This window comes from Streptomyces rugosispiralis (assembly GCF_024505145.1).
Lineage (GTDB): Bacteria > Actinomycetota > Actinomycetes > Streptomycetales > Streptomycetaceae > Streptomyces > Streptomyces rugosispiralis.
In genome coordinates this window covers 21,206-43,416 of sequence record NZ_JANIAA010000056.1, presented here as the reverse complement: position 1 = coordinate 43,416, position 22,211 = coordinate 21,206, and the positions used below count along the sequence as shown (strand labels likewise).

Annotated in this window: 18 protein-coding genes; 9 read left to right on the top strand and 9 right to left on the bottom strand. The window is 71.4% G+C overall.

The window, feature by feature from the left end; all coding sequences use genetic code 11:
- Positions 1-194: 194 nt before the first annotated feature.
- The 3 genes from NP777_RS43120 to NP777_RS43110 all read right to left on the bottom strand — a co-directional run bounded on the left by NP777_RS43120 (position 195) and on the right by NP777_RS43110 (position 2,836).
- The gene (locus NP777_RS43120) at positions 195-1,001 is read right to left on the bottom strand and encodes an ECF subfamily RNA polymerase sigma factor, BldN family (protein WP_256655663.1); all 807 of its coding nucleotides are present in this window, start codon (positions 999-1,001) and stop codon (positions 195-197) included.
- A 516-nt stretch (positions 1,002-1,517) separates the two neighbouring features.
- Positions 1,518-2,441, bottom strand: a complete 924-nt coding sequence (locus NP777_RS43115; protein WP_256655662.1) for an HAD family hydrolase — start codon at positions 2,439-2,441, stop codon at positions 1,518-1,520.
- Positions 2,442-2,557: 116 nt separating this feature from the next.
- Positions 2,558-2,836 carry a glutaredoxin family protein gene (locus tag NP777_RS43110; protein WP_256655661.1) on the bottom strand — a complete coding sequence of 93 codons (279 nt, stop codon included), beginning with the start codon at positions 2,834-2,836 and terminating at the stop codon, positions 2,558-2,560.
- 350 nt (positions 2,837-3,186) lie between these two features.
- Here NP777_RS43110 and NP777_RS43105 point away from each other — a divergent pair, with 350 nt between their 5' ends.
- The 5 genes from NP777_RS43105 to hemB are packed head-to-tail and all read left to right on the top strand — an operon-like array spanning position 3,187 to position 9,140.
- Positions 3,187-3,987, top strand: coding sequence for a redox-sensing transcriptional repressor Rex (locus NP777_RS43105; RefSeq protein WP_256655660.1), 801 nt, complete (start codon positions 3,187-3,189; stop codon positions 3,985-3,987).
- Positions 3,984-5,492 (top strand): glutamyl-tRNA reductase, encoded by a 1,509-nt coding sequence (locus tag NP777_RS43100; RefSeq protein ID WP_256655659.1) that lies wholly within the window; start codon positions 3,984-3,986, stop codon positions 5,490-5,492. Before NP777_RS43105 ends, NP777_RS43100 begins: the two co-directional genes overlap by 4 nt.
- Positions 5,489-6,478, top strand: a complete 990-nt coding sequence (hemC, locus tag NP777_RS43095; RefSeq protein WP_256655658.1) for a hydroxymethylbilane synthase — start codon at positions 5,489-5,491, stop codon at positions 6,476-6,478. The genes NP777_RS43100 and hemC overlap by 4 nt, the downstream gene beginning before the upstream one ends.
- Positions 6,475-8,139, top strand: coding sequence for a bifunctional uroporphyrinogen-III C-methyltransferase/uroporphyrinogen-III synthase (locus NP777_RS43090; RefSeq protein ID WP_256655657.1), 1,665 nt, complete (start codon positions 6,475-6,477; stop codon positions 8,137-8,139). The genes hemC and NP777_RS43090 overlap by 4 nt, the downstream gene beginning before the upstream one ends.
- A gap of 2 nt (positions 8,140-8,141) precedes the next feature.
- Positions 8,142-9,140 (top strand): porphobilinogen synthase, encoded by a 999-nt coding sequence (gene hemB / locus NP777_RS43085; RefSeq protein ID WP_391858687.1) that lies wholly within the window; start codon positions 8,142-8,144, stop codon positions 9,138-9,140.
- A gap of 101 nt (positions 9,141-9,241) precedes the next feature.
- On the opposite strand, the gene NP777_RS43080 is transcribed toward hemB, so the two are convergent.
- Complete coding sequence (locus NP777_RS43080; protein ID WP_256655655.1) at positions 9,242-9,862, bottom strand: nucleoside/nucleotide kinase family protein; 621 nt, start codon at positions 9,860-9,862, stop codon at positions 9,242-9,244.
- A 428-nt stretch (positions 9,863-10,290) separates the two neighbouring features.
- Here NP777_RS43080 and NP777_RS43075 point away from each other — a divergent pair, with 428 nt between their 5' ends.
- Positions 10,291-11,172, top strand: a complete 882-nt coding sequence (locus NP777_RS43075) for a D-alanyl-D-alanine carboxypeptidase family protein (RefSeq protein WP_256655654.1) — start codon at positions 10,291-10,293, stop codon at positions 11,170-11,172.
- Positions 11,173-11,278: 106 nt separating this feature from the next.
- On the opposite strand, the gene NP777_RS43070 is transcribed toward NP777_RS43075, so the two are convergent.
- Entirely contained in the window at positions 11,279-11,866 is a 588-nt protein-coding gene (locus tag NP777_RS43070; protein WP_256655672.1) for an AMIN-like domain-containing (lipo)protein, read from the bottom strand.
- Between the two features lie 254 nt (positions 11,867-12,120).
- On the opposite strand from NP777_RS43070, the gene NP777_RS43065 reads away from it, so the two are divergent.
- Complete coding sequence (locus NP777_RS43065) at positions 12,121-13,614, top strand: alpha/beta hydrolase (protein ID WP_256655653.1); 1,494 nt, start codon at positions 12,121-12,123, stop codon at positions 13,612-13,614.
- 76 nt (positions 13,615-13,690) lie between these two features.
- On the opposite strand, the gene argS is transcribed toward NP777_RS43065, so the two are convergent.
- Complete coding sequence (gene argS, locus NP777_RS43060) at positions 13,691-15,478, bottom strand: arginine--tRNA ligase (RefSeq protein WP_256655652.1); 1,788 nt, start codon at positions 15,476-15,478, stop codon at positions 13,691-13,693.
- A gap of 156 nt (positions 15,479-15,634) precedes the next feature.
- Here argS and lysS point away from each other — a divergent pair, with 156 nt between their 5' ends.
- Positions 15,635-17,383 (top strand): lysine--tRNA ligase, encoded by a 1,749-nt coding sequence (gene lysS / locus NP777_RS43055; RefSeq protein ID WP_256655651.1) that lies wholly within the window; start codon positions 15,635-15,637, stop codon positions 17,381-17,383.
- A gap of 109 nt (positions 17,384-17,492) precedes the next feature.
- On the opposite strand, the gene NP777_RS43050 is transcribed toward lysS, so the two are convergent.
- The 3 genes from NP777_RS43050 to NP777_RS43040 all read right to left on the bottom strand — a co-directional run bounded on the left by NP777_RS43050 (position 17,493) and on the right by NP777_RS43040 (position 20,847).
- Complete coding sequence (locus NP777_RS43050) at positions 17,493-18,947, bottom strand: DUF2637 domain-containing protein (protein ID WP_256655650.1); 1,455 nt, start codon at positions 18,945-18,947, stop codon at positions 17,493-17,495.
- A 97-nt stretch (positions 18,948-19,044) separates the two neighbouring features.
- Positions 19,045-19,749: a hypothetical protein gene (locus tag NP777_RS43045; protein ID WP_256655649.1), complete on the bottom strand. Its 705-nt coding sequence runs from the start codon at positions 19,747-19,749 to the stop codon at positions 19,045-19,047.
- Between the two features lie 147 nt (positions 19,750-19,896).
- On the bottom strand, positions 19,897-20,847 hold the full coding sequence (locus NP777_RS43040; RefSeq protein WP_256655648.1) for a DUF3558 domain-containing protein: 951 nt from the start codon (positions 20,845-20,847) through the stop codon (positions 19,897-19,899).
- A gap of 163 nt (positions 20,848-21,010) precedes the next feature.
- Here NP777_RS43040 and NP777_RS43035 point away from each other — a divergent pair, with 163 nt between their 5' ends.
- Positions 21,011-22,204, top strand: a complete 1,194-nt coding sequence (locus tag NP777_RS43035; RefSeq protein WP_256655647.1) for an RtcB family protein — start codon at positions 21,011-21,013, stop codon at positions 22,202-22,204.
- Positions 22,205-22,211: the final 7 nt, after the last annotated feature.

Genomic DNA, 22,211 nt, shown 5'->3' with positions numbered 1-22,211 from the left:
ACGGTCGACTCCCCAGGACACCCGAGGGTTCCGTGCCATGCGCGCGTCCACCCGATCGAGTGAGTGGATCACTGGCAGGGTACGACCACAAGGCGCCTGCATCCCCCACAACGAGCGGCGCAGCACCCGGGTTACGCCCTCCCCGAGGGCCCTCCCGACGTGCGGACGGACCGTGGCCGGGAGGCTACGGCGGGTCAGCGGGCGTCGTCCGGAAGGAGCCGGGCCAGAGTGCGTACGGCCCGGTACTGAAGCGTTTTGATCGCGCCCTCGTTCTTCCCCATGACCCGGGCGGTCTCGGCGACCGAGAGGCCCTGGAGGAAGCGGAGCGTCACGCACTCCTGCTGCTGCGGGTTGAGTTTTCGCACCGCCTGGAGCAGGGCGGCGTTGGACAGCGATTCGAGGACGGAGTCCTCGGGGCTGCGCTCGACCTCGTTGGCGTCCAGCATCTCGCCGGTGGTGACCTCCAGCCGGAAGCGGCTGGACTTGAAGTGGTCGGCGACGAGGTTGCGGGCGATGGTCACCAGCCAGGCGCCGAAGTCGCGGCCCTGCCAGGTGAAGGTGCCGATGCGGCGCAGGGCGCGCAGGAACGTCTCGCTGGTGAGGTCCTCGGCCGTGGCCCGGCCGCCCACGCGGTAGTAGATGTAGCGGTACACCGTGTCGGCGTACTGGTCGTAGAGCCTGCCGAACGCCTCGGCCTCCCCGGCCTGGGCGCGCTCGACGAGGTCCATCATGCGGCGGCTGTCGCTGTCGGCGCCGGGGCGCCGGGCGGTGGGGGTGGAGCCGCGGGAGCGTCTGCCGACCGCGGCGCCGCCGTCCGCCAGGGCGTAGCACGGACCGGCCTGGCCGGGGCGGTCGACCGTGCCGACGGCTGGGCTGACGGGCTGGGGGGTGGCGAGGGCGGGGACGGCATACGCGGTGGGGACGAAGCCGCGCAGACAGTCGAGGACCGTTGCGCGCAGCGTAGCCAGGCCCGAGGCGTCAACCCCGACGTGTGGGTACACGGGACTCCCAGAGGCAGAGCTTCCATCACGTGCAGTACGGGACCGTCACCCGCCGTAGGGACGCGTGGGTACCGGTTTGCGTCTAAGGAGAATAACGCTTCGTACAGGCGGCACTACACCCAGTTGCTCAAATCATCGTTTCCGTTCACTCTGTTATGGATTGATGACGCATCAAGTATCGAACGCGTACCGCCAATTGACCGGAACCGTTCGTGGATTGTGCGATTGTGTGGCGTGTTGTGACAAAGCGGCGGTAAGGGGACTGGCGGGGGCGCTGTGGGGTAGGAACCACGGAATGACCGAAACAGGGCGGGCGCGTTCGGTTGGTGACGCTGTGTATCGATGGGCGCATCGTCACGGAGCGCGATCGACGGTCAGCCTTGACCGTCCTCGGTCACGGTCGTACGCAGGCGGTCGGCACCGCCCGAACGGGGCACTCCGGAAGAGGCTCAACGGGAGGTCAGCGAGGGGGTGAGGGGTGACGCCGGGGGCCCGGACGGGCCCCCGGCCGCTTTGTCAGCGGCGCCGGCGGTGCAGGGCCACGGCGGCCGCCGTGCCGCCCGCCACCGCGCCCACCCCGGCCGCCGCCGGGATGCCGATCTTGGCCGCTTTACGCCCGGTGCGGTAGTCGCGCAGCCGCCAGCCGTGCTCCCGGGCGTGCTTGCGCAGCCGGGTGTCCGGATTCACCGCGTACGGATGGCCCACGATCGACAGCATCGGGATGTCGTTCGCGGAGTCGCTGTAGGCCGCGCAGCGGGTCAGGTCCAGTCCCTCGGCCCCCGCCAGCGCCCGTACGGCCTCGGCCTTGGCCGGGCCGTGCAGCGGCTCGCCGACCAGCCGCCCGGTGTAGATGCCGCCCACCGACTCGGCCACGGTGCCCAGCGCCCCGGTCAGCCCCAGCCGCCGGGCGATGATCGTCGCGGTCTCCACCGGCGCGGCGGTCACCAGCCAGACCCGCTGTCCGGCGTCCAGATGGGCCTGGGCCAGGGCGCGGGTGCCGGGCCAGATGCGGTCGGCCATGTACTCGTCGTAGATCTCCTCGCCGATGGACATCAGCTCGGCGACCCGGTGGCCCTTGACGATGGACAGGGCGCTGCTGCGCACGTCCTCCATATGCGCCGGGTCCTCGACCCCGGCCATCCGGAACCAGGTCTGCTGCCAGGCGAAGCGGGCGAGTTCGCGCTTGCGGAAGAAGTGCCGCTTGTAGAGGCCGCGGCCGAAGTGGAAGAGCGCGGCGCCCTGCATGACCGTGTTGTCCAGGTCGAAGAAGGCGGCGGCCCGCTCGTCCCCGACGACGGGGAACTCCGGTTCGGCGGGGGGCTGCGGTGCGGGGGCCTCGGCCGATGACTTGCGCGCGGCCTCGGCCGATGCCTCTCCGGCGAGGACACTCCGCTCCGTGGCGGGCTGTCGACGTCGGGTGAACCATCCCAGTGCGGCCATGAAGCGAGCATAGCCAGCGCTCCGGCGCATCCCGTTACGCCCGGGTGTCGGGCCGATTCAGGTTACGCGAAAGGGAGGCGCGCAAGAGTGGAAGAGGCCCGGTGCGGGGGCCGGAATCAGCCGCCGAGCGCGGTGCGCAGCCGCTGTGGGTTCACCCGCCAGAAGTCGTGCTGCTCGCCGTCGATCAGCACCACCGGGATCTGCTCCCAGTAGGCGCGGTACAGCTCCTCGTCCTGGGTGATGTCCTTCTTCTCCCAGGGGGTGCCCAGCTCGCCGCAGACCTCCTTCACCACGGCCTCGGCGTCTTCGCACAGATGGCAGTCGGGCTTGCCGATCAGCGTGACCGTGCGCTCGGTGGGCTTCTTGCGCGGGGTGCGGCGCAGCAACGGGCTCATGGCCACAAGTGTGCCCGCCCCCGTGGGCGAGCGGCTCCCGACGAGTTCGGAAGTGGGCTCTCGGTCGATTACGATCGTGGGCGTTTTGTTGCTGTCCGGGGGTAAAAGGTGAGGAGTGAGGGCCTGTGCTCCCGTCGGCGGCCCAGCGGGGCGGGCGAGCCCGCGGGGAACGGTGCGACGCAGGTAGTGGTTCCGCGGCTGGCTCGATAAGGCGCGTGACACCGGTCACTTTGCTCGGACAAAGCGGACACCATCTTTGTGCACGCGTTCACAAAGACATAGCCTGCTGTCGATGGGGCGGTCATGAAACACCCGGCCGCCCGCAGCCTCGCTCTACCCGCAGGAGCACCGTGGCAACTGGCCGAACTCACCGACCGGCGACCCGCAGCCGAGGGATCCCCGAGGCCACCGTCGCCCGGCTACCGCTGTATCTGCGTGCGCTGACCGCTCTCTCCGAGCGTTCGGTGCCCACAGTGTCCTCGGAGGAGCTGGCCACCGCGGCCGGCGTCAATTCGGCCAAGCTGCGCAAGGACTTCTCCTATCTCGGTTCGTACGGCACCCGCGGTGTGGGCTACGACGTCGAGTACCTCGTCTACCAGATCTCGCGGGAGCTCGGGCTCACCCAGGACTGGCCGGTTGTGATCGTCGGTATCGGTAACCTCGGCGCCGCGCTCGCCAACTACGGCGGCTTCGCCTCCCGTGGCTTCCGGGTCGCCGCGCTGATCGACGCCGACCCCGCGATGGCCGGGAAGCCGGTCGCGGGCATCCCGGTGCAGCACACCGACGAGCTCGAGAAGATCATCACGGACAACGGCGTCTCGATCGGCGTCATCGCCACCCCGGCGGGCGCGGCCCAGCAGGTCTGCGACCGGCTGGTGGCCGCCGGGATCACCTCGATCCTCAACTTCGCGCCCACCGTGCTGTCCGTTCCGGACGGGGTGGACGTGCGCAAGGTCGATCTCTCGATCGAGCTGCAGATCCTCGCCTTCCACGAGCAGCGCAAGGCGGGCGAGGAGGTCGGCGCCCCCGAGGAAGCCGCGGGGGCGGTTCCGCCGCCGCCCGTGCCCCATCGCGCGCCCCCCGGCGCCCCCGGCGCCGACAGCGGACGGCAAGGACCTGACGGGGACGTGCCCGCCGTGATGCCCGCATGAGTCTCCTTGTCGTCGGACTGAGTCACCGCAGCGCGCCCGTGAGCGTGCTGGAGCGCGCCGCCCTGGTGGGGGACGAGCAGGCGAAGCTGGTGCAGGACACCCTCGCCGCCGAGCCCGCCACCGAGGCCGCGGTGCTGGCCACCTGCAACCGCATCGAGCTCTACGCCGACGTGGACAAGTTCCACGCCGGGGTCGCCGAGCTGTCCACGCTGCTCGCCCAGCACACCGGCGTCGGACTGGACGAGCTCACCCCGTACCTCTACGTCCACTACGAGGACCGGGCCGTCCACCACCTGTTCTCGGTGGCCTGCGGGCTGGACTCGATGGTCGTGGGCGAGGGCCAGATCCTCGGCCAGATCAAGGACGCGCTGGCGCTCGGGCAGGAGCTGCACACCGCCGGGCGGCTGCTGAACGATCTCTTCCAGCAGGCGCTGCGGGTCGGCAAGCGGGCCCACAGCGAGACCGGGATCGACCGGGCGGGCCAGTCGCTGGTCACCTTCGGCCTGGAGCAGCTCGCCCAGGGCGCGCCGGTGGCGGAGTGGGCCCGGGGCAAGCGCGCCCTGGTGATCGGCGCCGGTTCGATGTCCTCGCTGGCCGCCGCGACGCTCGCGCGTGCCGGTGTATCAGAACTGGTGATCGCCAACAGGACGTTGGAGCGGGCGCTGCGCCTGGCCGAGTCGCTGGCCCAGCAGCACGCCGCCACCCCGGTCGCGATCGCCCCTGCCGAGGACAGCTCGCCCGGTGCGGACACCGGCGCGGACACCGGTGCGGAAACGTTGCGCGAGGCTCTGGTGGCCCGCGCCGTGCCCCGGGACCGGGTGTCCGCCGAGCTGCCGCACGCCGACATCGTCGTGTCCTGTACGGGCGCGACCGGGCTGGTCCTGACCGCCGCCGAGCTGCGCACCGCGCTCGCCCAGCGCGCGGCCTGTCCGCCCGGGGCGCACCCCGCCGGGGCGGATGTCTCGCTGCTCGACCTGGCGATGCCGCGCGACATAGACGCGGCGGCGCACCGGATCGAGGGGCTGCACCTGGTCGACATCGAGTCCCTCGCCGAGGCGGCCGCCGAGCCGTCCGGCGCGCCGGGCTCGTCCGCCGGGGCGATGGCCGCCGACGTGGACAAGGTGCGGGCCATCGTCTCCGAGGAGGTGGCCGCCTTCGGGGCGGCCCAGCGCGCCGCGCACATCACCCCGACGGTGGTCGCGCTGCGTACCATGGCGGCGGACGTCGTCGCCAGTGAGATCGCCCGCCTCGACGGGCGACTTCCCGATCTGGACGACAAGCAGCGGGCCGAGATCACGCAGACCGTGCGGCGGGTCGTCGACAAGCTGCTGCACGCGCCCACCGTGCGGGTCAAGCAGCTCGCGAGCACTCCGGGAGGCGCCGGTTACGCGGACGCGCTGCGGGAGCTCTTCGACCTCGATCCGCAGGCGGTCGCGGCCGTCAGCCGCGCGGACGGCTCGGCCCGCTCCGCCGAACCGAACGACCCGAAGGGAGGCCGGGCATGAACCCCACCCCCTCACCCGCCGCCTCCGGCGGCGCTCCGCCGCTGCGCCTGGGCACTCGCCGCAGCGCGCTCGCCATGGCCCAGTCCGGTCTGGTCGCGGACCTGGTCCGCGAGGTCACCGGGCGCCCCGTCGAGCTCGTCGAGATCACCACGTACGGCGACACCTCTCGGGAGCACCTGGCACAGATCGGCGGTGCCGGTGTCTTCGTCTCGGCGCTGCGCGAGGCGCTGCTCAGGGGCGAGATCGACCTGGCCGTGCACTCGCTGAAGGACCTTCCCACCGCGGAGCCGGAGGGGCTGGAGCTGGCCGCGGTCCCGCGCCGCGAGGACCCGCGCGACGCGCTGATCGCCCGCGACGGGCTCACCTTCGCCCAGCTTCCGCCGGGGGCCCGGATAGGCACCGGATCCCCGCGCCGCGCGGCCCAGCTCAACGCGTGGGCCCGCTCCCTCGGCCTCGACATCGAGACCGTGCCGATACGTGGCAATGTCGACACCCGTATCGGCTACGTCCGCTCGGGACGGCTGGACGCCGTGGTGCTCGCCGCCGCCGGTCTGATCCGTCTGGGACGGAGCGGCGAGGCGACCGAGCTGCTCGATGTCGACCATGTTTTGCCCGCCCCCGGCCAGGGGGCCCTGGCAGTGGAATGCGCCGCGTCCAGCGTGGCGCTCACTGCCCGGCTCGCCGAGATCGACGACCCGTCCACACGGGTCGCCGTGACCGCCGAGCGATCCCTGCTCGCCGCCCTGGAGGCCGGCTGCAGCGCACCCGTGGGTGCGTTGGCCGACCTGTTGGGCGACGGTCAGGCTGTCACCGAAATGCGCCTGCGCGGCGTCGTCGGCACGCTCGACGGCACGACGCTGGTGCAGCTGTCCACCACCGGTCCCGTACCCGCATCGCCCAGTGAGGCCGCGGACCTCGGTCGCGTACTCGCTGCCGAGATGCTCGCCAAGGGTGCGGCCGGTCTTATGGGGGAGCGAGCACTTTGAACCCCAACGCCCCGAATCACCCCGGCTGCGGACACGTCACCTTCCTCGGTGCGGGCCCCGGAGATCCGGGCCTGCTGACCTTGCGCGCCGTGGAGGCACTCGCCGCCGCGGACGTGTTGATCGCCGATCCTCAAGTGCTCGACGTGGTGCGCACGCACGTCAGGCCGGGCGTGGCCGCGGACGCTCAGGGCGCGCCGCGGCAGGCGGATGCCGACGGGTCGTCAGGCACCGCCACCGTCCCGGTACTCAGGGACAGCGCCAATCTTGTCATGACGGCCGCGCGCGGCGGCAAGCGGGTCGTGCGCGCGGTCGTGGGCGACCCCGGCCTCGACGGATACGCCGCCGACGAGATGCTGGCCTGCGCCGCCGAGGGCATCGTCTTCGAGGTGGTGCCCGGTGTGGCCGCCGCGGTGGGCGTGCCCGCGTACGCGGGGGTGCCGCTGCGGGACGCCCACAGCGCGGATGTGCGCTTCGTGGACGCCCTGAGCGCCGACGAGCGCTGCTGGAGCGAGATCGGCTCCTCCGACGCGACCGCCGTGGTCTCCGCGACCCTGGAGACGGTGGCCGCCGCCGCGGGCGAGCTGGTGACCGCGGGCCGCAAGCCGGACACCCCGCTCACCGTCACCGTCGCGGGCACCACCACCCGCCAGCGGACCTGGACCGCGACGCTGGGAACCATCGCCCAGGTGCTGAAGGCGGCCAAGGTGCTGCCGTCGCCGCAGGGCGCCCAGCCGGTCATAGCCGTGGTCGGCGAGCAGAGCGCGGCCGGCCGGCGCGATCAGCTGTCATGGTTCGAGTCCAAGCCGCTGTTCGGCTGGAAGGTCCTGGTGCCGCGCACCAAGGAGCAGGCCGCCTCGCTCTCCGATCAGCTGCGCGGCTACGGCGCGGTGCCGAGCGAGGTGCCGACCATCGCCGTGGAGCCGCCGCGCACCCCGCAGCAGATGGAGCGCGCGGTCAAGGGCCTGGTCACCGGCCGCTATGAGTGGATCGCCTTCACCTCGGTCAACGCGGTCAAGGCGGTGCGCGAGAAGTTCGAGGAGTACGGGCTCGACGCCCGCGCGTTCGCCGGGATCAAGGTCGCGGCGGTGGGCGAGCAGACCGCGAGGTCCCTGATCGACTTCGGGGTGAAGCCGGATCTGGTGCCCAGCGGTGAGCAGTCCGCGGCCGGGCTGCTGGAGGACTGGCCGCCGTACGACCCGGTCTTCGACCCGATCGACCGGGTGTTCCTGCCGCGCGCCGACATCGCCACCGAGACCCTGGTCGCCGGGCTGATCGAGCTGGGCTGGGAGGTCGACGACGTGACCGCGTACCGCACCGTGCGCGCCTCGCCGCCGCCGGCCGAGACCCGTGAGGCCATCAAGGGCGGCGGGTTCGACGCGGTGCTCTTCACCTCGTCGTCCACCGTGCGGAACCTCGTCGGCATCGCGGGCAAGCCGCACAATGTCACTGTCATCGCCTGTATCGGCCCGGCCACCGCGAAGACCGCGGAGGAGCACGGACTGCGGGTGGATGTGCTGTCGCCCGAGCCCTCGGTGCTCAAGCTGGCCGAGGCGCTCGCGGACTTCGGGGCGGCGCGGCGGCAGGCCGCGATCGAGGCCGGGGAGCCGGTCACCCGCCCGAGCGAGCGACGGCCTGGTTCGCGAAGGAGGGCACGCTCTTGACCATCTCGAACGGCAGCTTCCCCGGCACCCGGCCGCGCCGGCTGCGCACCACGCCCGCGATGCGGCGCATGGTCGCGGAGACCCGGCTGCACCCGGCCGAGCTGATCCTGCCCGCGTTCGTCCGCGAGGGCGTGACCGAGCCGGTGCCGCTGCAGTCGATGCCGGGCGTGGTCCAGCACACCCGGGACACGCTGCGGAAGGCGGCGGCCGAGGCGGTCGCCGCGGGGATCGGCGGGATCATGCTCTTCGGGGTGCCGGAGGAGTCCAAGAAGGACGCGGTCGGCACCCCCGGCACGGACCCGGACGGGATCCTCCAGGTGGCGATCCGCGATGTGCGCGCGGAGGTCGGCGACGACCTCGTGATCATGTCCGACCTCTGTCTGGACGAGCACACCGACCACGGCCACTGCGGCGTCCTGGACGCCGAGGGCCGGATCGACAACGACGCCACGCTGGAGCGGTACGCGGAGATGGCCCGCGCCCAGGCCGACGCGGGCGTCCACGCGGTGGGCCCCAGCGGGATGATGGACGGGCAGGTCCGGGTGGTCCGCGAGGCGCTGGACGGCGCCGGGCACCAGGACATCTCGATCCTCGCCTACACCGCGAAGTACGCCTCCGCCTTCTACGGCCCGTTCCGCGAGGCGGTGGGCTCCTCGCTGAAGGGCGACCGCAAGACCTACCAGCAGGACCCGGCCAACGCCCGTGAGTCGCTGCGCGAGCTGGAGCTGGACCTGGCCGAGGGCGCGGACATGGTCATGGTCAAGCCGGCCCTGCCGTACCTGGACATCCTGCGCCGGATCGCCGACGCCGTGGACGTGCCGGTGGCCGCGTACCAGATCTCCGGTGAGTACGCGATGGTCGAGGCGGCCGCGGCCAACGGCTGGATCGACCGCGACCGCGCCATCATGGAGACGCTGACCTCGGTGCGGCGCGCGGGCGCGGGGATGATCCTCACGTACTGGGCGACGGAGGTCGCGCAGCGGCTGAACCGAGGGGAGTAGCCGTCCCCTCGTGCTCTACGGGCCGGACGCGCGTCCGCCGCGTCCGGCCCGGCTGTCGTACGGGGTGGTGCGGACGGCCCCGAGACCGGGCGTGCCGGTCATCACCGGCCCCTGACCACGAAGTCGGCGGCGGCCCGTCCGGGGGCCACCAGCCGGGCGTTGGCCTCGTCGGAAGTGAGGACGAAGCGCTCGGCCTCGTCGTGCGGCTTGCCGAACCGCTCATGGCGCTCGACCAGCCGGCGCACCCGCTCCTCGGTGTCCAGATCGACCCACCAGGTCTCGTCCAGCAGCTCGCGGACCGGGAGCCAGGGCGCCTCGTCGAGGAGCAGATAGTTGCCCTCGGTGATCACCAGCGGGATCTCCGGCTCCACCGGGATGGTGCCCGCGACCGGCTGCTCCAGCTCGCGGTCGAACCCCGGCGCGTAGACGACCTCCTCGGCGCGCGGCGCCCGCAGCCGCCGCAGCAGCGCGGTGTAGCCGTACGGATCGAAGGTCTCGGGCGCGCCCTTGCGGCCGATCAGGCCGAGCCGGCGCAGCTCGGCGTCGGCGAGGTGGAAGCCGTCCATGGGCACCAGGACGGCCCGGTCGGCGCCGAGGGCGTCGACCAGGTGCTCGGCGAGGGTGGTCTTACCGGCGCCGGGCGGTCCGGCGATGCCGAGCAGACGGCGGGTGCCTGCGTCGGCGAGGCGCCGAGCGCGGTCAAGGAGGTGCTGGGGAGTCATGGTGGGCGCTTTCGGCACGTCGGGTTCGGTGCGCGAGGCAGGGTATCCGGAGGCGGCGCCGTGGCGGTGGTCGACTGCAAACTGTCGTACGCGCCCGCTAGGTTGAGGCCGTTCGCCCCCTTCGCGTTCCTCGGCGGAGAGGCAGTGCTCGTGCGCTTGCGCACCAGCTGGAGACGGCCGCCTCCGGCGCGGTCACGCTGCTGGACGCCACCTTCACCCAGCACTGCGAGGGCGTCGGGCCCGCGCCGCACGGCACGATCCACTACCCGGCCCGACGCCCGCGGCGCGGAGGCGCACCCGGGGGAATTTCCAGGAAATCTCGGCAGAGGGCACATCCATCGGACCCTCTCGGACGTCTGATCAGGGAGCGGCCCTGTGATGCGGCCGCAGGCCAGGGGCATTTGGAGATATTGACGTTGAAAACCGGCATGAAGGGTCTACGTCGCGTATCCGCGGTCGCGATCACCGCTGGAGCCGTACTGACGGCGGGGGCGTTCACCGCCTCCGCGCAGGCCGCGACGACCGCAAGTCCCACGATCGCCGCCAAGGGCGGGTTCGTGATGAACAACGCCACGGGGAAGAGCCTGTTCACCAAGGCCGCGGACACCCGTCTTTCCACCGGCTCCACCACCAAGATCATGACCGCTCGGGTGGTGCTCGCGCAGCCGAACCTCAACCTGGACGCCAAGGTCACGGTCCAGAAGGCGTACAGCGACTACATCGTCGACAACAACTGGGCCTCCTCGGCCAAGCTGATCGTCGGCGACAAGGTCACCGTCCGCCAGCTGCTGTACGGGCTGATGCTGCCGTCCGGCTGTGACGCGGCGTACGCGCTGGCGGACAAGTTCGGCACCGGCTCCACCCGGGCCGCGCGGGTGAAGTCGTTCATCGGCAAGATGAACACCACCGCCAAGTCGCTCGGGCTGACGAACACCCACTTCGACTCGTTCGACGGCATCGGGAACGGCGCCAACTACTCGACGCCGCGCGATCTGACCAAGCTGGCCAGTAACGCGATGAAGTACTCCACGTTCCGTTCGGTCGTGAAGACGAAGTCGACCAAGCAGAAGGTGACCACGAAGAACGGCGGCTACCGCTACATGTCGTGGACCAACACCAACAACCTGCTGGGCAGCTACTCGGGCACCATCGGTGTCAAGACCGGCTCGGGTCCGGAGGCCAAGTACTGCCTGGTCTTCGCCGCCACCCGGAGCGGGAAGACGATGATCGGCACCGTCCTCGCCTCCACCTCGGTGGACAACCGCACGAAGGACGCGAAGAAGCTGATGGACTACGGCTTCAGCAGGTAGCCCGCACCAGCGGCAGAGCAAGGGGCCTGCCCCGCGAACCCACCGGGTCGCGGGGCAGGCCCTTGTCATGGCCGTCAGGTGCCCTCGTCGTGGCCCCGCGCCGGGCTCAGCGCGCCGCGTTCCAGGAGTGCGCCACGTCCACCACGACATGCCCGTCGGCCTGGAAGACCCGGAACGGCAGCCGTGCCCGCACCCCGAGGCCGACCTGGGTCTCACCCTCGAAGCTGGCGCCGAAGCGGGTGTCCCGGAAGGTCTGGTAGCCGGAGATGTCCACGCCCGGCAGCGGCTTGCGCGCCCGCCCCGGGTACGACTCCGCGCCGCTGCCCGGGTCGTAGCTCGGCGCGGACACATGGATCTCCAGGATTGCCCCACCGCGGACCGGGATCTCCTCGCCCGAGCCGTCCTGGTGCAGGGTGTTCACATACCCCACGCGGTAGCCGACGCGATCGGCGGCCGTGGCCCCCTTCACGTCGAACACGATGCGGTCGTAGCACGCGTGCCGGCCCGTCCTGATGTTCCCCAGCGGTGCGTGTCCCGCCGGTTGGGCCGTCTTCTCGCCGCTGCCCCAGCCGGTCTCGCAGGTCGTCGCCGCCTTGGCCGCGGTCGGCGTGACGGCCCCTGCCGTCCCCGCCGTCGCCGCCAGCGCGCCGCCCGCGAGCGCCATCGCCGCGAGTGCGGTCCCCCACCGTCGCATGGTCAAGCCCCCAATGGTCTGTTGTCCGTTGATGACAGGTGATTCACGGGGTTGGACAGGCCGGGGCGGTGAGAGGTTGTCCCGGTCCGGGAAATGTGTCCCGAATGCTACGTCCGCGGGGGCGGGGTGCTCATGGCGGCCGCCCGGGGGTTTTCCCCCGAGCGGGTCGGCCGGTTGCCCGGGGGTTTTCCCCCGAGCGGGTCGGCCGGTTGCCCGGATGGGACGGGAGGGCCGGTTCGACAAGGCTTGTGCGCATGAGACCGACGACCGGCAGAACCGCCGCACTGGCCCTCGCCACCGCCACCACCGCCGCCCTCCTCGGGGTCGCGTCCGCGAACGCGACCCCGGCCCCGTTGGCCGACCCGACCGCCGCCGCGCCCGACTGGGGCGCCTGCGAGGGCACCGGGCTCGACCCCCGTCAGGAATGCGCCACGCTCAAGGTGCCGCTGGACTACCGCGACCCCGGTGGCGAGCGGATCTCCCTCGCCGTCTCCCGCATCCCCAGCGAGCGGCCGCGGGCCCGCCGGGGCACCCTGCTGCTGATCCCGGGCGGCCCCGGATCGCCGGGGCTGAACCGGCCCAGCACGCTCGGCAAGCGGCTCCCGCAGTCGGTGCGGGACGCGTACGACATCGTCAGCTTCGACCCGCGCGGCCTGGGGCGGTCCACCCACGCCGGATGCGATCTGAACCCCGCCGATCTGTCGCTGCTCGCCTCCCGCCCCTGGCCCGCCCCCGACGGGGACATCACGCGGAACGTCACCACCGGCCGCCGCATCGCCGACACCTGCGCCCGCAACGGCGGCGAACTGCTGCGCACCATCAGCACCGTCAACGAGGCGCGGGACATCGACAGCGTCCGCCGGGCGCTCGGCGAGCGGAAGCTGTCCGCGTGGGGCGTCTCGTACGGGACGTATGTGGGCTCCGTCTACGCGCAGATGTTCCCCGAGCACACCGACCGCTGGGTGCTGGACAGCAATGACGACCCGAACCCGGAGCGGGTGGAGCGCGGCTGGCTGGCCAACTACGCCGTGGGCGTCGAGGACACGTTCCCCGACTTCGCCCGCTGGGCCTCCGCCCCCGGCAGTCCCGTCCGGCTCGCCGGGACCCCCGACGGGGTGCGGCGGCGGGTCCTGGACCTCGCCGCCCGGCTGGACGCGAAGCCGCTGCCGTGGCCCGGCGCCAACCCGCCCGAGCTGAACGGCAACGCACTGCGCCAGGGCATGCTGGACGCCCTGTACTCCCCGGACCGCTTCGAGAGCCTGGCCCGCCTGATCGTCGACGCGGACGCGGGCAAGGTGACCGCCGAGGCACCGGCCAACCCCCCGCAGGACGCCGCGGCGGTGTCCCTCGCGACCATCTGCAACGACGTGGAGTGGCCCACCTCCCTGCCCGGCTACGCGCGGGATGTCGCCGCCGACCGTAAGAGCCACCCGCTCACCGCGGGCATGCCGGTGAACGTCACGCCGTGCGCGTTCTGGCATGACGCGCCGCGGGACAAGCCGGTGCGGATCACCGGCCAGGGGCCGTCGAACGTCCTGCTGGTGCAGAACAGGCGCGATGTGGCCACCCCGTACAGCGGGGCGCTGAATCTGCGGCGCGCTTATGGGGACCGGGCCCGGATGGTCAGCGTGGACGCGGTGGGGCATGGCGCGGCGTATGTGGCGAACGGCAGCGCCTGCGCGGACCGGAGGGTCACGGACTTCCTGCTGACCGGTCAGCGGCCGAAGCGCGATGTGCTCTGCCGGTGACGCCCGTGACGAGCCATCGATGAACGCGAAGAGCCCCGCCCCTCGTGCCGGGGCGGGGCTCTTCATCCGCGGTGACTCAGAGGCGCTCGGGGGTGCGGATGCCCAGCAGGGACATGCCCTGCCCCAGCGTCCGCGCCGTGATGTCGCACAGGAAGAGGCGGTTCTCCACATGGGTCGGGCCGCCGTCCGCCTTCAGGACCGGGCACTGGTCGTAGAAGGTCGTGTAGAGCGAGGCCAACTGGTAGAGATACCCGGCCAGCTTGTGCGGCTCGTATCCGGCGGCCACCTCGCGCAGCGTCTCCCCGAACTGGTCGAGGTGCAGGCCCAGCGCCCGCTCGGCCGGGGCCAGCGGAAGCTCCGGGTGGGCCAGCGGCCGCTGCCCCTCCCCGGCGCGGCGCAGGATCGACTGGATCCGGGCGTACGCGTACTGGAGGTAGACCGAGGTGTCCCCGTTGAGCGAGACCATCTGGTCGAGGTCGAACTTGTAGTCGCGCGAGGCGGAGGTGGACAGATCCGCGTACTTCACCGCGCCGACGCCGACCTGGGCGCCGCGCTCGAGGATCTCCTCCTCGGTGAGGCCGAGCTTCTCGCTCTTCTCCCGGACCACGGCCGCGGCCCGCTCGGTGGCCTCGTCCAGCAGGTCCTCCAGCCGCACCGTCTCGCCCGCGCGGGTCTTGAACGGCTTGCCGTCCTTGCCCAGGACGGTGCCGAAGGCGAGCTGCGCGGCGTGCACCTGGTCATTGAGCCAGCCGATCCGGCGGGCGGTCTCGAAGACCATCTTGAAGTGCAGCGACTGCCGGGCGTCCACCACGTACAGCAGGGTGTCCGCCTTCAGGTGCTGCACCCGGTCGCGGATCGCGGAGAGGTCGGTGGCCGCGTAGCCGAAGCCGCCGTCGGACTTCTGGACGATCAGCGGCACCGGATTGCCCTCGGGGCCCTTGATGTCGTCGAAGAAGACGCACAGCGCGCCCTCGGAGCGCACGGCGACACCGGACTCCTCCAGCAGCCGGCAGGTCTCGGCCAGCATGTCGTTGTAACCCGACTCGCCGACCACGTCGGGGTCGTGGATCTCGATGTCCAGCTTGTCGAAGACCGAGTAGAAGTAGATCTTCGACTCGTCCACGAACTTCCGCCACAGGGCGATGGTCTCCTCGTCGCCCGCCTGGAGCTCCACCACCCGCCGCCGGGACCGCTCCTTGAACTCCGGGTCGGCGTCGAAGAGCGCCCGCGCGGCCTTGTAGAGCCGGTTGAGGTTGGACATGGCCTCCTCGCCGGAGGAGGCGTCCTCGTGGTCCAGCTCGTGCGGGTGCTCGATCAGATACTGGATGAGCATGCCGAACTGGGTGCCCCAGTCGCCGATGTGGTGGCGGCGGATCACCTTCTCGCCCGCGAACTCCAGGATCCGCACCACCGCGTCGCCGATCACCGCCGAGCGCAGATGGCCGACGTGCATCTCCTTGGCCACATTGGGCTGGGCGTAGTCGATCACGGTGGTGCCGGGCGCCTGCGCGTACGGCACGCCGAGGCGGTCGTCGGCGGCGCGGGCGGCGAGGGTCGCGGTGATCGCGGAGTCGGCGATCGTGATGTTGAGGAAGCCGGGGCCGGAGACCTCGATGTCGGCGATCACCGGATCGGGGTCGGCCGAGGTGGCGGCGACCGGAAGGTGCGCCACGACCTTGGCGGCCAGCTCACGGGGGTTTCCCTTGAGCTGCTTGGCCAGCGCCAGCATCCCGTTGGCCTGGAAGTCGGCCCGGTCGCTTCGTCGCAGCAGCGGGTCCGCGGAGCCGGCCTCCGGCAGGGCAGCCGAGAGGGCGTCCGCGACGCGCTGATGGACCGTAGCGGCGAGGGAAAGGACCGATGCCATGGATGAGGTGCCATTCCGATAGTGGTGGTATGGACAACCCAGTATTTCACGGCGCGTCCAACGATTTCCCCGGCCTGTGGACAACCCGGGTCCGCCCGGCGGGCCCTGTGGGCGAATCCGGAGGGGTCTGTTCCGTCTGGGACAATGGGCGGTGCCATGCCCGCTAGGAAGGAAGTGCCGACCGTGGCTCAGAGCACCGAGACCGACTGGGTCTCCCGATTCGCCGACGAGGTCATTGCCGAGGCGGAGCGCCGCGCCCCGGGCAAACCTGTCGTCGTCGCCTCGGGCCTCAGCCCGTCCGGCCCGATCCACCTCGGCAATCTGCGCGAGGTCATGACCCCGCACCTGGTCGCCGACGAGATCCGGCGCCGGGGCCACGAGTGCGTTCACATCCTGTCCTGGGACGACTACGACCGGTACCGCAAGGTCCCGGCAGGGATCGACCCGTCCTGGTCCGAGCACATCGGCAAGCCGCTCACCTCGGTCCCGGCCCCGCCCGGATCCCCGTACCCGAACTGGGCGGAGCACTTCAAGGCGCCGATGGCCGAGGCGCTGCGGGAGATGGGCATCGAGTTCCACCCCATCAGCCAGACCGAGAAGTACACCTCGGGGGCGTACCGGGAGCAGATCCTGCACGCGATGCGCCACCGCCGGGAGATCGACGCCGTCCTGGACCGGTACCGCACCAAGGACAAGCCCGGCGCCAAGAAGCCCAAGCAGCAGCAGAAGCCGGTGGACGAGGCCGAGCTGGCCGCCGCCGAGGGCTCGGGCGCGGCCGCCGAGGACGACGGCAGCGCGGGCGAGGCGGGTTACTACCCGTACAAGCCGTACTGCTCGGTCTGCGAGCGCGATGTGACCACGGTGACCTCGTACGACGAGGAGACCACCGAGCTGGCGTACACCTGCGCGTGCGGCCACGGCGAGACCGTCCGCCTGAGCGAGCACGACCGCGGCAAGCTGGTCTGGAAGGTCGACTGGCCGATGCGCTGGGCCTACGAGGGCGTGGTCTTCGAGCCCTCGGGCGTCGACCACTCCTCGCCCGGCTCGTCCTATGTGGTCGGCGGCCAGATCGTCCGCGAGGTCTTCGGCGGCGAGCAGCCCATCGGCCCGATGTACGCGTTCGTGGGCATCAGCGGCATGGCCAAGATGTCCTCCTCCAAGGGCGGTGTGCCCACCCCGGCCGACGCGCTGGAGATCATGGAGGCGCCGCTGCTGCGCTGGCTGTACGCCCGGCGCCGGCCCAACCAGTCCTTCAAGATCGCCTTCGACCAGGAGATCCAGCGGACCTACGACGAGTGGGACGCGCTGGAGCGGAAGATCACCGAGTCCACGGCCCAGCCCGCGGACGCGGCCGCGTACCGCCGCGCGACCCGCACCGCCACGGGCGAGCTGCCGAGCACCCCGCGCCCGCTGCCGTACCGCACGCTGGCCTCGGTGGTGGACATCACCACCGGCCATGACGAGCAGACGCTGCGCATCCTCGGCGAGCTCGACCCCGACAACCCGGTGAAGTCCCTGGAGGAGACCCGGCCCCGGCTCGACAAGGCCGAGCGCTGGATCACCACCCAGGTCCCGGCCGACCAGCGCACCCGGGTCCGGGACGAGCCGGACACGGAGCGGCTGGCCGCCCTGGGCGACACCGAGCGGGAGTCGCTGCGGCTGCTGCTCGACGGCCTGGACGACCACTGGTCGCTGGACGGCCTCACCACGCTGGTCTACGGGGTGCCCAAGATCCAGGCGGGGCTGTCGCCGGAGGCCAAGCCGACGCCTGAGCTGAAGGTCGCCCAGCGGTCGTTCTTCGCGCTGCTCTACACCCTGCTGGTCGGGCGGGACACCGGCCCGCGGCTGCCCACGCTGCTGCTGGCGGTGGGGGCGGACCGGGTGCGCAAGCTGCTCGCGGCCTGACCTCCGCGGCTCCCGGGCGCCGGGCGGACGGCCTTACGGCCGCCGCCCGGCGTTCCGGCCTCGCGGGACGGCCATGGCGGCCACGGCGGCCATGACGGCCACGGGGTGGCTACGGGATGGCCTCGCGCTCCAGGCGGACGCGCTCCTTGAAGTCCTCGACGTACCCGGCCAGCTCGCTGTTGCTGAGGTCGGTCACGCCGTAGGTCTCCCGCAGCCGCTGCCCGAACTGGTACGCGGAGGGGTACCGGCTGTGGTCGGCGAGGAACTGGCGGAAGGTCGCGTAGTAGACCTCCTCGCGCGGCACGTCGTCCGGTAGCTGGTTGAGCTGCTGCTCCGGCTGCGGCTCCTCGTACGCGTACCGCTCGGGCTCGCGCTGCTCCGGTACGTAGACGCCCTGGTGGCTCCCCACGCCCTCACCGCCGAGCGGCCGCACCCGGCCGCCGGGCCCGACCGGCACGGTCAGCTGGGGCTGCGGGGGCTGGGGCTGCTGGAATTGCTGCGGCTGCTGCTCGGGCTGCGGCGCCTGGCCCGGGACCTGCTGGTCCTGCGGCTGGAGTTGCGGCGGCTGCTGTGCCTGTTGCGGGTGCTGGAGCTGCTGTGGCTGCTGCTCGACGGCCGCGGGGTGGGCGGCCGCCGGGTCGAAGGGCACGGCGTTCCGGCCGTCATGGCCCTGCCCGGCGGGCTGCTGGTACACCGGCAGGGGCAGCGAGAGCGGCAGCTCCTGCGTCTGAGGCTGCTGGGGGTGCTGCTGCGGCCCCGAGTCGGCCCCGGCCCCCGGCGCCCCGTACGGGCCCGTCCGGGCCTCCAGGGGCGCGTTCTTGGGCCCCGTCCCGTCCGCCGTGGCCGACCGGCCCGGGGGGAGCGCGGTCGCCGACACCGTGGACGGGTCCAGACCGGCCGCCGCGAGCCCCGCCGGGGCGGTGTCCGCCAGCGGCACCCCGTACCGCGCCAGCCGCAGCGGCATCAGCGACTCCACGGGCGCCTTACGGCGCCAGGACCGCCCGTAGCGGGCCCGCAGCCGGGCCTGGTAGACCAGCCGGTCCTGCTCCAGCCTGATGACCTCCTCGTAGCTGCGCAGCTCCCACAGCTTCATCCGGCGCCACAGCCGGAAGGTGGGCACCGGCGCGAGCAGCCAGCGGGCGATGCGGACCGACTCCATGTGCCGGTCGGCGGTGATGTCGGCGACCCGGCCGACCGCGTGCCGGGCGGCCTCGACGGAGACGACGAACAGGATCGGGATCACGCTGTGCATGCCGACGCCGACCGGGTCCGGCCAGGCGGCCGCGCCGTTGAAGGCGATGGTGGCCGCGGTCAGCAGCCAGGCGGTCTGGCGCAGCAGCGGGAAGGGGATGCGGATCCAGGTGAGCAGTAGATCCAGCGCGAGCAGGACCACGATCCCCGCGTCGATGCCGATCGGGAAGACATTGGCGAACGCGCCGAAGCCCTTGTCGAGGGCGAGATCGCGCACCGCGGCGTAGGAACCGGCGAAGCCGATCCCGGCGATCACCACTGCCCCGGTGACGACCACCCCGGCCAGTATTCGGTGCATCCGTGTCAGTTGCATCGCGGCCACCCGCGACCCCTCCCCGTCCTCAACAACAGCCGCATCAGCGTCGCATACACGTCAAGGCTCATGGGCGGGAAGGGGTCGTGTCGGCGGGTCAGGCGCCGCTCTTGGCACCCTTACCGATGGCGCCGACGGCCTCCTTGGCGGCCGACTTGGCGCCCTTGAGCAGGTCGGCGGCGTCCGGGGTCTTGGCGGTCTCATAGCCCGCGCCGTCGTACTGGAGGGTGATGACGACATTGGCGGTACGGGCCACGACCGTCTGGTCGCGGAAGTCGTCGCCGTCCTTCTTCTCCTTGGTGCTGACCGCGGTCGCCTCGTCGCCGATGCCCGCGATCTTCTCGGTCTTGGGGTCGGTCACCTTGCCGGTGGTGGCGGCCCTGCTCGCCTGCTGGGCGGCGTACTCCCCGGCGCGCTTGTCGCCGGAGCCGAGGCCCGCGTCGGAGTGGAACAGCTTGAGGGAGACGGTCAGCGAGCGGTAGTCGAACTCGTCGAGGCCGCTCCACAGGCAGCTGGCCGACGTATTGGTGTCGGCCGAGGGAAGGGCCTTGCCCTTCTTGTTCTGCGCCTTGGGGACGAGGTCGTCGACCGTCTTCCCGGAAAGCGTGGAACACACATCGGGCAGCTTGCTGAACTTCGCCGCCGCGACGGTGGGTGAAGCGCTGGGCGAGTCGGGTCTCGCTGAGCCACCGGCGTTCTTGTCTTCCTTCTTGTCCGAGCCGGAGGAGCAGCCGGCGACGAGCACCACCGGTACGGTCGCGCAGGCGAGTATTCGGGCGAGTCGCGGGGCTGAACGGTGCATGGGTCCTTCGCTCATTCTCTGTCGATGGGCGGACGTGCCGCCCGCGTCATTAGTCGGCACGGTACGCGGCCGACGCGCGGGCGTCCCAATTTCCGAGGTCTCCGCGGGGTGGGGCCGGGGTGCTCGCGGGGGTGTGGCGAGGACCCGTTATTCGTTGAGGCGACCGGTCAGTTCATCGGCCAAGTCCTGGGCGTTCTCCTGCAGTTCCTGGCTGCTGGGAATGTGCTTCTTGTCGGTCGTCCACTGGTCGTACTCAATGGTGGCAATCACATTCGAGGACCGGAACACGACGGTGATGTCGCGGTGGATACCGGAGTCCTTGGTGATCAGTTGGTCGTTGAGAAAGGCGTCGTCACCGAGGTCGTCCAGCCGGCGCGGGGCGGTGTCGGTCGAGGCGGTGTCACTTTCGTCACTTCCGCCGCTCGCATCGGCGCCCACGGAGGGACTATCGGTGCTTTTGCCTCCATCGCCGGTCTTGTCGCCCTTACCGGCTTCATCGCCCTTGTCGCCCTTGCTGCTCTTACCGGGCTCATCGGCGCTCGAACTCGCGGAGGCGGAGGAGCCGCTGTCGTCGCTCGCGCCGCCCGAGCCGCCCGAGCCGCTCTCCGAACCGGAGGGGCTCGAGGGCGGACTCGTGGCGTCCGGGATGTCGGCGGCGGCGGCCTTCTTCTCGTAGGTCTCCTGGGCCCGGTCGTCATCGCTGACCGAGGGGTCGTACGAGACCACCCGCTGGAAGTCGATCGTGAGATAGCGCGTGCCGCTCGAGGTCTCCACCTTCCAGCGGCAGCCGTCCCGGCGGTCTATGTCATACGTCACGGACGCCTGGCCGTCGTACACCTTGTCGTCCTGCTCCGCGCCGGGCAGCAGGGCCTGGAGGGTCTTGCGGCTCACCGCGCCGCACGCCTCGGGCAGGGTGCGGTAGCGGCCGGGCTCGGCCGAGACGGCCGTCCCGGAGTCGCCGGAGGCGCCGTCGTCCGGGTCGGTCGTCGAATCGGAGCCGGTGCATGCGCCGAGCCCCGCGGCGGCGAGCACGGTGATGAGCACGGCGACGGCCGGGGTGGCCCGCCGTCCGTACGCCCTTCGCTGCGCTGGCTGCACTGTCCGTGTCCCTTCGAGCGACGGAAAACTCCTTGCCGCCCGCAGGCGGCGGCTGGACACAATGTCTATCGCACGCACTGCCGTGCCTGCCGGTCGCCCGCCGCCTATGGGGCATTGGCCAGGCTTTTGCGTTTTCAGTCTTTTACGGGGGAATGAGTACATCATGTCGTATGTCGAGGTGCCCGGCGCGCAGGTGCCGATCCGGATGTGGACCGACCCCTCGACGGTCGAGGGCGTGGCCATGCAGCAGTTGCGCAATGTGGCCACGCTGCCCTGGATCAAGGGCCTCGCCGTGATGCCGGATGTGCATTACGGGAAGGGTGCCACGGTCGGCTCGGTGATCGCGATGCGGGGCGCGGTGTGCCCGGCGGCGGTCGGGGTGGACATCGGCTGCGGGATGTCGGCCGTCAAGACGTCGCTGACCGCCGACGACCTTCCGGGGGATCTCTCCCGGCTGCGGTCCCGGATCGAGCAGGCGATCCCGGTGGGGCGCGGTATGCACGACGACCCGGTGGACCCGGGGCGGCTGCACGCGTTCCCGACGACGGGGTGGGACGACTTCTGGAGCCGGTTCGGGGGAGTGGCCCAGGCGGTCAGGTTCCGCCAGGAGCGGGCCGTCAAGCAGATGGGTTCGCTCGGATCCGGTAACCACTTCATCGAGTTCTGTCTCGATGACGAGGGTTCGGTCTGGCTGATGCTGCACTCCGGCTCCCGCAACATCGGTAAGGAGCTGGCCGAGTACCACATCGGCGAGGCCCGGAAGCTGCCCCACAACCAGAATCTGGTCGACCGCGACCTGGCCGTCTTCATCGCGGACACCCCGCAGATGGCCGCGTACCGGCACGATCTCTTCTGGGCGCAGGAGTACGCGAAGTACAACCGCGCGATCATGATGGCGCTCTTCCAGGACGTGGTGCGCAAGGAGTTCAAGAAGGCCCGCCCGGTCTTCGAGCCGGTGATCAGCTGCCACCACAACTACGTGGCCGAGGAGCGCTACCAGGGCATGGACCTTCTCGTGACCCGTAAGGGCGCCATCCGCGCCGGGAGCGGGGACTACGGGATCATCCCGGGCTCCATGGGCACCGGTTCGTACATCGTGCGCGGTCTGGGGAACGAGGCGTCGTTCAACTCGGCCTCGCACGGAGCGGGCCGGAAGATGAGCCGTAACGCGGCGAAGAAGCGCTTCTCGACCCGGGATCTGGAGGAGCAGACGCGTGGTGTCGAGTGCCGTAAGGACTCCGGTGTCGTGGACGAGATCCCGGGTGCGTACAAGCCGATCGAGAAGGTCATCGACCAGCAGCGGGACCTCGTCGAGGTGGTGGCGCGGCTCAAGCAGGTGGTGTGCGTGAAGGGCTGAGCCCCGG

Excerpts from the sequence above, each read along its gene's own strand:
- NP777_RS43115 (WP_256655662.1), bottom strand. The coding sequence starts at position 2,441 with ATGGCCGCACTGGGATGGTTCACCCGACGTCGACAGCCCGCCACGGAG.
- NP777_RS43110 (WP_256655661.1), bottom strand. The coding sequence starts at position 2,836 with ATGAGCCCGTTGCTGCGCCGCACCCCGCGCAAGAAGCCCACCGAGCGC.
- NP777_RS43100 (WP_256655659.1), top strand. The coding sequence starts at position 3,984 with ATGAGTCTCCTTGTCGTCGGACTGAGTCACCGCAGCGCGCCCGTGAGC.
- hemC (WP_256655658.1), top strand. The coding sequence starts at position 5,489 with ATGAACCCCACCCCCTCACCCGCCGCCTCCGGCGGCGCTCCGCCGCTG.
- NP777_RS43080 (WP_256655655.1), bottom strand. The coding sequence starts at position 9,862 with ATGACTCCCCAGCACCTCCTTGACCGCGCTCGGCGCCTCGCCGACGCA.
- NP777_RS43075 (WP_256655654.1), top strand. The coding sequence starts at position 10,291 with ATGAAGGGTCTACGTCGCGTATCCGCGGTCGCGATCACCGCTGGAGCC.
- NP777_RS43070 (WP_256655672.1), bottom strand. The coding sequence starts at position 11,866 with ATGCGACGGTGGGGGACCGCACTCGCGGCGATGGCGCTCGCGGGCGGC.
- NP777_RS43065 (WP_256655653.1), top strand. The coding sequence starts at position 12,121 with ATGAGACCGACGACCGGCAGAACCGCCGCACTGGCCCTCGCCACCGCC.
- argS (WP_256655652.1), bottom strand. The coding sequence starts at position 15,478 with ATGGCATCGGTCCTTTCCCTCGCCGCTACGGTCCATCAGCGCGTCGCG.
- lysS (WP_256655651.1), top strand. The coding sequence starts at position 15,635 with ATGCCCGCTAGGAAGGAAGTGCCGACCGTGGCTCAGAGCACCGAGACC.
- NP777_RS43050 (WP_256655650.1), bottom strand. The coding sequence starts at position 18,947 with ATGCAACTGACACGGATGCACCGAATACTGGCCGGGGTGGTCGTCACC.
- NP777_RS43045 (WP_256655649.1), bottom strand. The coding sequence starts at position 19,749 with ATGCACCGTTCAGCCCCGCGACTCGCCCGAATACTCGCCTGCGCGACC.
- NP777_RS43035 (WP_256655647.1), top strand. The coding sequence starts at position 21,011 with ATGTCGTATGTCGAGGTGCCCGGCGCGCAGGTGCCGATCCGGATGTGG.